This window comes from Bacillus sp. NTK034 (assembly GCF_017303275.1).
GTDB lineage: Bacteria > Bacillota > Bacilli > Bacillales > Cytobacillaceae > Cytobacillus.
This window is the reverse complement of sequence record NZ_JAFKOJ010000002.1, coordinates 71,669-84,816: the sequence shown is the minus strand read 5'-3', so window position 1 is coordinate 84,816 and position 13,148 is coordinate 71,669. Positions and strand designations below refer to the sequence as shown.

The 13,148-nt window shown below is 40.4% G+C and carries 15 protein-coding genes; 13 read left to right on the top strand and 2 right to left on the bottom strand.

All coding sequences use genetic code 11. The features are described 5' to 3' along the window. The first annotated feature begins 59 nt into the window (after positions 1–59). From JI665_RS06540 to JI665_RS06510, 7 genes are all read left to right on the top strand, one after another. A complete protein-coding gene (locus tag JI665_RS06540) occupies positions 60–641 on the top strand; it encodes an SCO family protein (protein WP_206837957.1) in 582 nt (193 codons plus the stop codon). Between the two features lie 121 nt (positions 642–762). After that, positions 763–1,599: an SGNH/GDSL hydrolase family protein gene (locus JI665_RS06535; RefSeq protein ID WP_206837955.1), complete on the top strand. Its 837-nt coding sequence runs from the start codon at positions 763–765 to the stop codon at positions 1,597–1,599. Then, positions 1,589–2,170 (top strand): YpmS family protein, encoded by a 582-nt coding sequence (locus tag JI665_RS06530; RefSeq protein WP_206837953.1) that lies wholly within the window; start codon positions 1,589–1,591, stop codon positions 2,168–2,170. Before JI665_RS06535 ends, JI665_RS06530 begins: the two co-directional genes overlap by 11 nt. A 396-nt stretch (positions 2,171–2,566) precedes the next feature. Then, positions 2,567–3,625 carry a ribosome small subunit-dependent GTPase A gene (rsgA, locus tag JI665_RS06525; protein ID WP_206837950.1) on the top strand — a complete coding sequence of 353 codons (1,059 nt, stop codon included), beginning with the start codon at positions 2,567–2,569 and terminating at the stop codon, positions 3,623–3,625. A gap of 137 nt (positions 3,626–3,762) precedes the next feature. Beyond that, entirely contained in the window at positions 3,763–4,299 is a 537-nt protein-coding gene (gene msrA, locus JI665_RS06520; RefSeq protein WP_206837947.1) for a peptide-methionine (S)-S-oxide reductase MsrA, read from the top strand. Further along, a complete protein-coding gene (gene msrB / locus JI665_RS06515) occupies positions 4,299–4,739 on the top strand; it encodes a peptide-methionine (R)-S-oxide reductase MsrB (RefSeq protein WP_206837944.1) in 441 nt (146 codons plus the stop codon). Before msrA ends, msrB begins: the two co-directional genes overlap by 1 nt. A gap of 18 nt (positions 4,740–4,757) precedes the next feature. After that, positions 4,758–5,255 (top strand): PTS sugar transporter subunit IIA, encoded by a 498-nt coding sequence (locus tag JI665_RS06510; protein ID WP_206837942.1) that lies wholly within the window; start codon positions 4,758–4,760, stop codon positions 5,253–5,255. Positions 5,256–5,301: 46 nt separating this feature from the next. Here JI665_RS06510 and JI665_RS06505 read toward each other — a convergent pair whose 3' ends face one another. Then, positions 5,302–5,901 carry a DUF502 domain-containing protein gene (locus tag JI665_RS06505; protein ID WP_206837940.1) on the bottom strand — a complete coding sequence of 200 codons (600 nt, stop codon included), beginning with the start codon at positions 5,899–5,901 and terminating at the stop codon, positions 5,302–5,304. 34 nt (positions 5,902–5,935) lie between these two features. Beyond that, positions 5,936–7,027, bottom strand: coding sequence for an SGNH/GDSL hydrolase family protein (locus JI665_RS06500; protein WP_206837938.1), 1,092 nt, complete (start codon positions 7,025–7,027; stop codon positions 5,936–5,938). A 191-nt stretch (positions 7,028–7,218) separates the two neighbouring features. Here JI665_RS06500 and JI665_RS29185 point away from each other — a divergent pair, with 191 nt between their 5' ends. From JI665_RS29185 to JI665_RS06470, 6 genes are all read left to right on the top strand, one after another. Beyond that, a complete protein-coding gene (locus tag JI665_RS29185) occupies positions 7,219–7,389 on the top strand; it encodes a YjcZ family sporulation protein (RefSeq protein ID WP_206837936.1) in 171 nt (56 codons plus the stop codon). Positions 7,390–7,619: 230 nt separating this feature from the next. After that, complete coding sequence (locus tag JI665_RS06490; RefSeq protein ID WP_206837933.1) at positions 7,620–9,086, top strand: NAD(P)/FAD-dependent oxidoreductase; 1,467 nt, start codon at positions 7,620–7,622, stop codon at positions 9,084–9,086. 127 nt (positions 9,087–9,213) lie between these two features. Next, positions 9,214–10,191, top strand: a complete 978-nt coding sequence (locus JI665_RS06485; protein WP_206837931.1) for a S66 family peptidase — start codon at positions 9,214–9,216, stop codon at positions 10,189–10,191. Between the two features lie 253 nt (positions 10,192–10,444). Next, complete coding sequence (locus JI665_RS06480; protein WP_206839279.1) at positions 10,445–11,803, top strand: aspartate aminotransferase family protein; 1,359 nt, start codon at positions 10,445–10,447, stop codon at positions 11,801–11,803. 2 nt (positions 11,804–11,805) lie between these two features. Then, positions 11,806–12,498: a CoA transferase subunit A gene (locus JI665_RS06475; RefSeq protein WP_206837928.1), complete on the top strand. Its 693-nt coding sequence runs from the start codon at positions 11,806–11,808 to the stop codon at positions 12,496–12,498. Next, a complete protein-coding gene (locus tag JI665_RS06470; protein WP_206837926.1) occupies positions 12,483–13,145 on the top strand; it encodes a 3-oxoacid CoA-transferase subunit B in 663 nt (220 codons plus the stop codon). Before JI665_RS06475 ends, JI665_RS06470 begins: the two co-directional genes overlap by 16 nt. Positions 13,146–13,148 lie beyond the last annotated feature (3 nt).

Sequence of the window (13,148 nt, the reverse complement as noted above, 5' to 3'; positions counted from 1 at the left end):
TCTTCTTTCATGAATATTTGCTAAAATTAGCATCGTAACTAATTAAAGCAGGTGAATGTATGAGTAAAAGGGTTTTTGCTAGTATCGTTTCAGCTTTTTTGCTAATAGTCCTTTCAGCATGCGGACAGAGTGGCATAAAGGATGCACTAAACTGGGAACTTGCAGATTTTAAGTATACAAACCAGGACAATAAGGAATTTGGCTTAAAGGATCTTGAAGGCAAGGTATGGGTTGCAGACTTTATTTTTACAAACTGTGAAGATGTATGTATGCCAATGACAGCTAATATGAAAAAGCTTCAGGATTTGGCCGAGAAGGAAGGCATTGAAAATATCGAATTTGTATCTTTCAGTGTTGACCCCAAGGTTGATACACCTGAGGTATTAAAGGAATTTGCATCAACATACAATGCAGATTTCAGCAATTGGCATTTTCTGACCGGCTATGCCCAGGAGGAAATTGAGAAGTATGCTATGGACTACTTTAAAACCATTGTGAAAAAGCCTCAAACAGGCGACCAGGTGATCCATGGAACTGATTTTTACCTTGTTGATCAAAACGGAAATGTAATGAAATACTATACTGGTCTTAATGAAATTCCATTAGAGGAAATAATGAATGATATTAAAGCTTTGCAATAGACCTTGGAAAAGGTCTATTTTTCTTTTCGGATAAGCCTGGGAGCCTACCGGGTAAAAGCTAATTATTTTAATAGTATAGTACATGTTATAATATGAATGACTTATTTAGGCAGGTGATAGTATGATAAAAAATTTCACCTTCATCTTTTTGATCATGCTGCTTCTCGCCTCCTGCAGTTCATCAAACAACAGCGAAATCATTCATTCTGAAAAAGAATCTAAACTCGCACTTAAAGAGGAAATTCCCCTCGACTTTTTCCCAAGAAATCTTACTGTTGCTGCAGTAGGGGACTCTTTAACCCAGGGGGTTGGAGACAGTACTGAGCGTGGAGGTTACGTGCCATATCTTGAAATGTCACTGGAAAAAGACAAAAGTGTTCGAGACGCTGTTTTTTATAATTTTGGGGTAAGAGGCAATCGTTCCGATCAATTATTGAAAAAATTAGGGACTGAAGAAGTGAAAGATGTTGTGAAGAGAGCAGACGCGATTATCATAACCATTGGCGGAAATGATGTTATGAAAGTTGTCCGTGAGAATTTTTCAAACCTAAAGCTGAGGGCTTTTACTAAAGAAAAGAAAAATTATGAGCAAAATCTGATTGAGGTTTTAGATGCGATTAAAGAGGTAAACCCTAATAGTAAAATCGTTTTAATAGGATTATATAATCCATTCTTAAAATGGTTTTCCGAAATAACCGAAATAAATCATATTCTTGAAGATTGGAATGGCACAAGCCAGGCTATATTAAAAAATTATCCGGGAACGTATTTTGTTGAAATAGAAGATATATTTGAAAATACCGATGATAATCTTTTATATACAGACTATTTTCATCCAAATGACAAAGGCTATGAATTAATAGCTGGCCGAGTTCATCAGATCCTCACAGAAGAAGTTCTGAAAGAAATTCCATATAAAAGCAAAGAAGGAAATGGAGAGAAGATGATTGAAAGATAGCAAATGGAAAAAGCTGTTTTTTGCGCTGCTGGTCATTAATGCATTCATCTTAATTGTGCTGTTTATTTTTATTAGCATGCCGGCAGATGATGAAGACTATACAGTGATCACCGAAAATAGTGATAAGTATGTTCCTTTTAACATAAAAGCCAATAAAGAAGACTTGAATAGAGTCATTAACCACTATCTTGAAAAAGAAGGACTGACAGGGGCAATAGATTATAAAGTTCTCCTGAATGATGAAGTTGATTTATATGGCACGATCCCTTTCTTCAGCCAGGATCTGCAAATGAAATTATCATTTGAACCAGAAGCCTTGGAGAATGGGGATGTAGTCCTTCAGCAAAAATCCATATCTGTAGGACAGCTGAATCTCCCTGTATCACATGTCCTAAAGCTGGTAAAAGACCGCTACAAGCTTCCAGAAGGGGTTACAATCCAGCCGCAGCAAGAACGAATTTATGTGTCGCTGCAGGAAATGAAGCTGAAAAGTGATGTGAAAGTAAAAGTGGATGAATTTAATTTAAAGCAGGACGATATTCGTTTTACTCTTCTTGTGCCCGTTCAATGAGAAAAGGGAATCCTTTTGTAAAGGATTCCCTTTTTGTTAACGAATTTTGAGCGCATTAGTCTGAAATCAGAATTGCTTCAAAAACATATGCTATTGCCTGGTGAATGCCACATGTGAAAATTGAAGTAAAGAAAATAAAAGGGGCTTTACTTCTGGTGCAATATTCCATATAATAAAACCAAATAAACGAAAGCGGGTGATGTGCTATGAAAAGAGAACTTTATGCAAATACGTTCATTGTAAATAATTCAGGCACAGCCCAGATGGTGATCGTTTAATCGAGCGGACCAGTTTGTTTTCCACTGCTTATTGAACTTTGCATTATAAAACCATGGGCTGATGGCTTATGGTTTTTTTGTATGTAAAATAATTTTCTATAAGCATGGAGGAACAACATTGACAATTAATAAATTTGGATTTAATAACTTTTTTAAAGAGGCATTTTCAGCGTATGAAGAAAAAGGATATCAAATTGGCCGTGTTGCGTTAGAGCATAAAAGAATGTATCGCGTTTGGACAGATAACGGTGAAATGCTTTGTGAAGTATCAGGTAAGTTTTCTTTCGATGCATCATCCAGAGAAGATTATCCTGCTGTCGGTGACTGGGCTGTCATCAAAGAAAGGGCGGGCGAACAGCGTGGTACGATTCATGCTGTCCTTCCAAGAAAAAGCAAATTTTCACGGAAAGCAGCAGGGTTGAACACTGAAGAGCAAATTGTAGCAGCTAATGTAGACACTATTTTCCTGGTTAATTCTCTTAACGAGGATCTTAACTTAAGGAGATTGGAACGTTATTTGCTTTTATCATGGGAAAGCGGGGCAGCTCCTGTCATTGTTCTTACCAAGGCTGATCTTTGTGAAAATCTGGACGATAAGCTCGGTGAGGTGGGCAGTGTTGCCATGGGTGTACCTGTTATTTCAACCAGTGTCATTGAAGAGATGGGAATAGATCAGCTTAAGCCGTTTTTAGAGCCAGGAAAAACAATCGCCTTACTCGGCTCTTCAGGAGTGGGAAAATCCACTCTTACAAATTATCTTCTAGGCGCGGATAAGCAAAAAGTCCAGGATATTAGAATTAGTGATGATAAAGGAAAGCATACAACTACTCATCGGGAGCTCATCCTTCTTCCTGACGGCGCCATATTAATTGATACTCCAGGAATGAGAGAGCTTCAGCTATGGGAAAGTGAAAGCGGGCTTTCTGAAAGCTTCACGGATATTGAGCAAGCCGCTGAAAACTGCAGATTCAGGGACTGTACACATGAAAATGAACCAGGCTGCGCTGTGCATAGGTTAATAGAAGACGGAAGCATATCAAAGGCACGTCTTAATAGCTATAAAAAGCTTCTGAAGGAACTCGCTTATCTGGACAGAAAGCAAGATAAGAGAGCTCAATCTGAAGAGCACAAACGCTGGAAAAAAGTGAGCGCTGGAGCAAAGAAGAAAAGAATGTAAAAATTCAGAAACCTCTTCACTAAAGAGGTTTCTTTTGCATATATAGAATCTTTTCATTAATCTTATGTATATAGCTTTAAATCATTTTTCTAAGGGAAAAGTAAAAGATAGAAAAGTGCCGGAAAGAGGTGGAGTACATGACAAAGAAAGAATTTGAAAAGGCAACGTTTGCAGGAGGCTGCTTTTGGTGTATGGTAAAGCCTTTTGATGAACAGCCTGGAATTGAAGAAGTAGTATCTGGATATACCGGAGGGAATGTAAAAAGTCCAACTTATCAGCAAGTCTGTTCAGAAACGACTGGTCACTACGAAGCGGTTCAAATTACATTTGATCCTGAGGTTTTCCCATATGAAAAGCTTCTTGAACTATATTGGCAGCAGATTGACCCAACAGATGCAGGCGGGCAGTTTTATGATCGCGGCCAATCATATCAGACTGCGATTTTTTATCACAATGAAAAACAAAAGCAAACGGCAGCAGAATCCAAACAAAAGCTTGAAGAAACCGGACCATTTACGAAACCGATTGTTACCAGGATTCTGCCTGCTTCAGAATTTTATCCTGCAGAAGACTATCATCAGCATTATTACAAGAAAAATCCGGAAAGATACAATTCCTATCAAACCGGCTCAGGAAGAAAGGCATTTATTAATAAGCATTGGGGTGAAGAATAATGGAAAAAAATAGAGAAGATTTGAAGCAGAAACTTGATCCAATGCAATATGAAGTAACTCAGAATAATGGCACAGAGCCGCCATTCCGCAACGAATATTGGAATGAATTTAAAGACGGAATCTATGTCGATATCGTTTCCGGCAAGCCTCTTTTCAGCTCAAAAGACAAGTATGACGCAGGATGTGGCTGGCCAAGCTTTACAAAGCCCATACAGGATGAGGAAATTGTGGAAAAAGAAGACCGCAGCCACTATATGGTCAGAACAGAAGTGAGAAGCAAATCAGCAGATTCCCATCTTGGTCATGTATTTGATGATGGGCCGGGACCTGAGGGCCTCCGTTATTGCATTAATTCTGCTGCACTTAGGTTTATTCCTAAGGAAAAACTGGAGGAAGAAGGCTATAAAGAGTTTCTGCGTTTATTTAATGATGAGAACTAAGAAATGGAAGGTGTTTTTATGTTTAAGAAATTATTTGGCAAAAAGGAAGCAGTTAAAGCAATAGAGGTTAAGGCTGCTTTGACAGGTACAGCAGTTAATCTGGAAGAAGTGCCTGATCCTGTTTTTGCAGAAAGAATGATGGGGGACGGTATTGCAATCGAACCTGCAGAAGGGGTAGTTGTTTCCCCGGTGAATGGAGAAGTGGTTCAAGTGTTCCCTACCAAGCATGCAATTGGGATTCGTGCTGAGAATGGTGCCGAGATTTTAATTCATATTGGCCTTGAAACGGTTTCGATGAAAGGGGAAGGATTCGAGACCCATATATCTGAGGGATCAAATGTCAGCGAAGGTGATAAGCTTGTAACGTTTGATTTAGCCCTAGTTAAGGAAAAAGCAAAAAGCACTGTCACTCCGATCATTATCACTAATGGCGACCAGGTCGCTTCTCTTGAGAAGAATGCAGCTGGAGCCGTAACGCGAGGTACATCTACAGTAATGACAGTTACTGCGAAATAATCAGAAAAAGCCGCCCCAATGATTGGGCGGCTTTATACATGATTTTTTATAAACTTCGTTCCTTGTTTGGTGTTCCCTTCGAGGTCATTCCCCCAGATAGAATAAATTTCATTGCATTTTCGGGCTTAACATCTATGATTTCTATTTGCTCTTTAGGTATTAGAAACGTGAAGCCTGCAACCTGAAAGGTTTGGGGTACATAGACAGCTGCATATTCCCTCAGCGGGTCATAAAAATCTTCCAGTCCTTCCGAAGTAATAAACCCAAGGCTCTTCATTTCAGTTCCTGGGATTGTAATCAATGCTACTTTTGAGAATGATTTCTTTTCACCAAGAAAGGAATGAACAGTATCTTTAATGACAGTGTAAATCGTTTTAACCAGAGGAATTCTCTCCAGCAGGCGATCTGCAAGCTTAATAATGGATCCGGTAATGAACTTTGTTGAAAGCCATCCTAATAAGGTAATAAGGATAAGTGTAGCGAGCAATCCTATTCCCGGTATATAATCATCTTTTAAATAAGGCTTTAAGAGATTCCCTGTAATGCCATCAAGAAACAAAAAGGTTTTGACCACAACAAATATTGCTAAAATAATGGGCACAATCGTTAGAATCCCATTAATAAAATTCTTGAATAAACTCTTCATGAATTGCTCTCCTCTTTCGAACGAAAAAACTTTGCTATTCTGATTTTGTAAGTATGGAGGATATTTGAATAACTGCATCGTCAGTACTGTTATTCACTGATTTTTCTTTAGTCACAATAAATTTCACATGATGCGGTCCGTTTTCGAGGCCGCTGACAATATATTGATATCTTTCTTTAGTCAGAGGCCACCAGGCGGATAAAGATGTAATATAAATATCATCTATAAAAACATCCATCTTCCCGCCTTTTTCGCTTCGAATCATATTGACTCCAAGAAAAGGGCCGCTAAATTGATATTCAAGACTGTCACCCGCCTTGCTGCTCTCCCAAATGCCGTCTTTGTGAATAAATGAACCCGATATATCGGTAACATGAGGGATGGATGCTATTTCGATATCCGCATTTTCATGAATGGGGGCAGAAAGTTCAGCAATCTCTGCATGACTGCCTGCTAATTCTCTTATTTTCCTGATTAGTGTATTTGCATATATTTTATAGCCCTCATCATTTGGATGGACCATATCCTTAGTCAGTTCCTCTGCAGGCATTCCGGATTGTCCGAATGGTTTTCTCATATCCACATTTTTTGCACCATAGTGATTAGAGATAACTGAAATTGCCTGAACAAATGCCTCATTATCAAGCGGATTTTCTGTAATGGTTATGATCTCGGTGTCAGGGTAGAGCTGTTTGGTTTTCCGGATAAGTCCTTCGTAGAAATATGAAAATTGCTTTTCATCCATATATTTGCGGTCATTCTCCCCAAACACGATAAAAGTTAAGTCAATTTTTCCTAAATGTTCGGATTGCTGAAGCTTATATAAACCTTCAAAGGCAGTGGCACCGCTTTGGACTATGGAATGCCTTTTGGCTTTAATCCCAAATTCACTATGCATATGCCGCTCAAGCCTTGTAAACCATGCAGATGATTTGGAGGTCGCACCCGACCCCCTGCCTATGCTGTCCCCAATAATGAGGTAATTGATATTCTCTTTTGACGATAACTTTTGATATACGTTACTTGGATTTGCCCCTTCGGCTTTAGAAAAACTATCAAACAAATGATACAAACCATATATAAAAGTGATGATAAAAAAGTATATGCCGATCTTCCTTTTCTTCATTGGTTTGAATCCCCCGCTTCTCTTCTGAATCTCTTAATGTTATCGTACCCTAATAATGGCTATGGGGGAAGGTTTAAAATGGAGTTCACCGTTTTTTTATAAAAATGGGCAAATGCACATGCGGGTCAAGTTCTGCGCACATACATTAATATTGAAAATGCCCAAGAAATCTTGTTGAGGAGTGATTATTAATGTATAAAGGTGCAGTTGCTGGTGCTGGCTATGACCAATGCTATCCAGGATATGGCTATCCTGTAGCAGGTGCTCAATATGGAGGATGTGGATATGGCGGTTTTGCATTGATCGTCGTATTGTTCATTCTATTGATTATTATCGGAGCATGCTGCTGTGGAAATTGGTAACATTAGATAAGTCTTGTGGAGGCTGCTCTTTATGAGCAGCCTTCTTTTTGTTGAGGAGCTTGCAGGGGCTGCGATATTCACGGAATTTTACATAAATTATTTCAAAACCGAACAATAAATATTGATTTAATTAAATAGTTCGTAAAAAGGATTGACCGTTTCTTCAGTGTTTGATATAGTTACCTAGGGTTAATGAAATTACCGAATAATGCGTCTGGAGGAAAAGGACGATGAATGCAAATTATGATGTTATTGTAGTCGGTGCTGGACCGGCTGGAATATTTACTTGTTATGAATTAACATTAAAAATGCCTGAAGCAAATATTTTATTAATTGATAAAGGTCATGATATTTATCGGAGAAATTGTCCGATTTTACAGAAAAAGATTGAGAAATGCCCGCCTGCCGCGGGAAGAAAAGAGTATGCAGGCTGTCTGCCGGCATGTTCAATCACTAATGGTTTTGGCGGAGCAGGTGCTTATTCAGATGGAAAATTCAATATTACAAGTGAATTCGGCGGATGGATGACAGATTATCTTCCTGATTCACAGGTTGTTGAATTGATAAAATATGTAGATGAAATTAATTTGAAACACGGTGCAACTGAAAGCATCACAGATCCAATGACTGATGAAGTGAGAGATATTGAGCGCCGCGGTTATGCAGCGGGACTAAAACTTCTTCGTGCACAGGTTAGGCATTTAGGTACTGAGCAGAACCTTGAAATACTAAAAAGCATTTATGAATATTTGCGTGAAAAAATTGATATGTCCTATAAGACTGAGGTTGAAGACCTCATAACCGAAAAAACGCCTGATGGGCATCGCATTAAGGGTGTCATGCTGAAGTCCGGAAATGAGGTTCATGCTGATAAGGTGGTTGTAGCACCCGGGAGAGATGGATCTGTTTGGCTGGCAAACCTCCTGAAGTCCCGCCGATTAAAGATGATCAATAATCAGGTCGATATTGGCGTCCGGGTTGAAACTTCCAATATTGTCATGGAAGAGATCAATAAACATCTTTACGAAGGAAAATTCACATTTAATACATCTGTAGGTACAAGAGTGCGGACATTCTGCAGCAATCCATCTGGGCACGTCGTAGTGGAAAACCACTCCGGAATCATGCTTGCGAATGGCCATGCTTATAAAGACCCTAAACTGGGAAGCCCTAATACAAACTTTGCGCTCCTTGTATCCCATACATTCTCAGAACCGTTTGATAAGCCAAATGAATATGCACACGAAATTTCAAGGCTTGCCAACAGCCTTTCAAACGGCGGAATCATTGTTCAAAAGTATGGAGATATATTAAAAGGAAGAAGATCTACTGAGAAGAGGATTAAGGAAGGATTTCTGGAGCCAACCTTAAAAGAAGCGGTACCTGGCGACTTAGGACTTGTGCTTCCATATAATACAATGAAAAGCCTGATTGAAATGACTGAGGCTTTAAACCATGTATCTCCTGGACTTGCATCAGAACATACACTTTTCTATGGCGTGGAGGCAAAATTCTACTCTGCGCGCCCAAGACTGAATGACCGATTCGAAACGGAAATCAGCGGCCTATATGTCGGCGGGGACGGTGCAGGCATCACCAGAGGGCTCGCACAAGCGGGAGCGTGCGGAGTTTGGATTGCAAGGGATATTGTAGAGAAGAAAAGCAATGCACCAAGAAGGGAACCTGCAATAGTATAAAAGCAGAAGGCCATGCTGAAAAGCTGGCCTTTTTTCATTATGTAAAAACAGTTATTTCTCAAAGAGACTGTATCTGATAGAATGTAGAACAATAAACAAGACTAAAAGCGGCAAAGGAGAGGACAGAATGCTTGCAGAGCGTTTAAAGCCAGGGGATGAGATCCGGGTCATTGCACCGTCAAGAAGCATGGCCCTCATAAAAGGCGAACAATTGCGAATCGCCCAGGAACGGCTGAATCAGCTTGGATTCACAGTAACATACGGCAAAAATGCAGAACTTCATGATGAGTTTTTCAGTACTTCTATTGAAGAGAGAATTGAAGATTTGCATGATGCTTTTACTGATCCTAATGTAAAGGGAATCCTGACAGTGATTGGCGGCTATAACGCCAACCAGCTTTTGAATTACATAGACTTCGGGATAATAAAAAACAATCCGAAAATATTTTGCGGATTTAGTGATATCACAGCACTGCAGGGCGCCGTTTATAAAAAAACAGGATTGATCACCTATTCAGGCCCGCATTTTTCAAGCTTCGGTGTTAAACATGGGTTTGAGTACACTCTTGATTCTTTTATTAATGCAGTAACCAATGACGCTCCTTATGAAATCCTCGCATCGCCACATTGGAGTGATGATCCATGGTACCTTGATCAGGAAGACAGGCATTTCATCAAAAATAATGGGTATACGGTAATCCAGGAAGGGAATGCAGAAGGCAGATTAATTGGAGGGAATTTATGCACACTTAATTTGCTGCAGGGGACAGATTTCATGCCATCATTAAAGGATTCAATTTTATTTATTGAAAATGATGAGGAATCACATGCTCTTACCTTTGATCGGGATCTCCAATCACTGCTGCACCTGCCTGATGCTCAAGGCATTAAAGGAATTCTGATTGGCAGGTTTCAGAAGAATTCCCATGTTACCGAAGAGGCGCTGAGAAAGATTATTGATTCGAAAAAAGAGCTTCACGGCCTTCCTGTGATAGCTGATGTGAATTTTGGCCATGTACAGCCTTATGCCACTATCCCGATTGGAGGAAGGGCTGCAATAAAAGCACAAGGTTTTGAAAGTGAAATTTGGATTGAACAGAAATAGCAAAAAGAAATTTGGTGCAGCCGCTTCCCAGCGGCTGTTTTTTTATGCAAGGAAAAAATAGCTGACTAAAATACTGAATTCTTTTATGAAAGATTTCTGAAGTGACCTCATACAATTTACTATATTGCCAAAAATGATAGAGAATGATTGGCTTGTTAGACTTGAAGATTTACTGTGAATGCTCATGAAGCCATCGGCGGATACTGATTAGACGCCGGCATTTTTCGCAATTATAGGTGGAGGGAGTACTATGATGAACCGGTCGAATTTAATTAAGCCGATGCTTGATGCGCAGTACCCGATAATTGATTATGGCAAGGGAGTTTACTTATATGATACTGCCGGAAAGGAATATTTGGATGCATCGTCTGGTGCGATAACGGCCAATATTGGCCATGGTATTGAGGAAATCATTGAGGCAATGCATGAACAGGCTAAGAAAGTCTCTTTTGTGTATCGTTCGCAATTTACCAGCGGGGCAGCTGAAAAGCTTGCTCATAAAATAGCAGAGGCAGCGATTGGTGACTTGAATTGGAGCTTTTTTGTGAACAGCGGGTCTGAGGCCACTGAAACAGCTATGAAAATAGCGATTCAATACTGGCAGGAAAAAGGCATTCAGACAAAAACAAAGGTGCTTTCAAGGTGGATGAGCTATCATGGCATAACCCTTGGTGCTTTATCCATGTCAGGTCATACCGGCAGAAGGGCGCGCTTCATACCCCTGCTCGAAGATTTTCCTGTCATTCATCCGCCCTATTGCTATAGGTGTCCCTACAATTTAGAAGCGCCTGAATGCGGTTATCTTTGTGCACATGAACTTGAAACCATCATTAAACGGATAGGGCAAGAGAATATTGCTGCATTTATTGCAGAGCCGGTCATTGGGGCTGCAGGGGGAGCTATTACCCCTCCAAAGGATTACTACCGGATAATAAAAGAAATTTGTGACCGGTATGAAATTTTATTTATTGCTGATGAGGTTATGACTGGTTTTGGGAGAACGGGGACAATGCTTGCCTGCGAGCAATGGAATGTGAAACCTGATATTGTCGCCCTTGGTAAAGGAATGGGAGCCGGCTATGCACCGATTGCGGCTGCCCTTGTAAGCGATGAAGTTATGAAGCCTATATTGGCAGGGTCAAAGAGCATTATGAGCGGCCATACCTTGAGTGCCAATCCTCAGTCCTGCGCAGTTTCTCTCGCAGTACTTGAGTATATTGAGAAAAATAACATCATCCCTGAAGTGGAAAGCAAAGGTGTGTATTTGAAAAATAAGTTGACAAAACTGCAATCCAAATTTTCTTTCATTGGTGATGTAAGAGGAAAAGGACTGATGATCGGACTTGAATTTGTAAAGGAGCAGCTGTCAAGAGAGCCGTTTTCAAGAAGGTTTAATCTGACACAGAGATTAATACAGGAAGCTCAGGAGCAGGGACTGCTTATTTACCCTGCGGGGGCAGGCAAAACCGGCACCGATGGAGATGCTGTACTGATTGCACCGCCGCTTACCATTACCAAAAGGGAAATAGATGATCTGGTGAAAAGGTTTGAAAGTACTTTACAGATTTTCACAGAAAATCACTTGATCTTTGCTGAGGAAGAGGCTGAATAAATATGGAAAACACTTTTAACAAAATCATTGAAATTGATGAGGCAATGAAGCATTTTCGGGATGGCATGATCATTATGTTTGGAGGATTCGGCGGAATTGGCACCCCTCCTGCCCTTATTGACGGCATTTTGGAAAATGGATTCAAAGACTTAACGCTTATTGGCAATGATTCAGGGTTTCCCCATATTGGCATCGGGAAAGTGGTCAGCCAGGGAAGGGCAAAAAAAATGATTGCTTCCCATATCGGCTCAAATCCCGTAGCCGGCCAATTAATGACAGATGGGAAAATGGAAGTGGAATTTTCACCACAGGGGATATTGGCGGAAAGGATCCGTGCAGGGGGAGTCGGCATCCCTGCCATTCTTTCCGATATTGGCCTTGATAATGACATTGTAACCAGCAATAAGCAAACATGTAATTTGAGTGGGAAAAAATATCTCATCGAATCGGCTCTAACAGCTGAAATATCAATTGTCTTTGCAAAGAAAGCTGATCCTTACGGAAACTTAATTTATGACAAAAGTGCGAGAAACACAAACCCGATTGTTGCTATGGCAGGAGATATGACCATTGCAGAAGTGGAGGAAATAGTCCCTCTTGGCAGCCTCGATCCTGATGAAATTATAACACCAGGGGTTTTTGTGGATTATATTGTCCCTTCGAAAGGAGTTAATTGGAAATGGGCATGGGAGTAGAAATCAGAGATCGCATTGCAAAACGTGCAGCTGAAGAAATAAAGGACGGGATGATTGTAAATCTCGGCATTGGAATCCCTTCGCTTGTTCCTAATCATTTGCCAGATGGGACAAAAGTAATGTTTCATGCGGAAAATGGCATTACGGGTATGGGGCCAAGTCCGGAGAAAGGGAAGGAAGATGCAAATCTCTGTAATGCTGGCGGTTTTCCCGTTTCCGCTGTAAAAGGTGCTTCGTATTGTGACAGTACTATTGCTTTTGGGATGATACGCAGAGGAAGAGTTGATATGACGATCCTTGGCTCCCTGCAGGTGAGTGAAAAGGGAGATCTGGCCAACTGGATTGTACCTGGTAAAAAAGTTCCTGGTATGGGCGGGGCAATGGAGCTTGCCCAAAAAGCCAAAAAAGTAATTGTCCTTATGAACCAGACAGACAAAAACGGAAATTCAAAAATTGTGAAGGAGTGCAGTCTGCCGCTTACATCTGCCCGCTGTGTAGACATGATTATTACGGAGATGGCTGTCTTTCAAATAAAGAATCATGGACTGATACTGACTGAATTATTTGCACCGCATTCGATTCATGCAGTAAGGGAGAATACCGGCTGCGGTTTTACAATTGCTGGGGATGTGAGAGTGATTAATTGATAG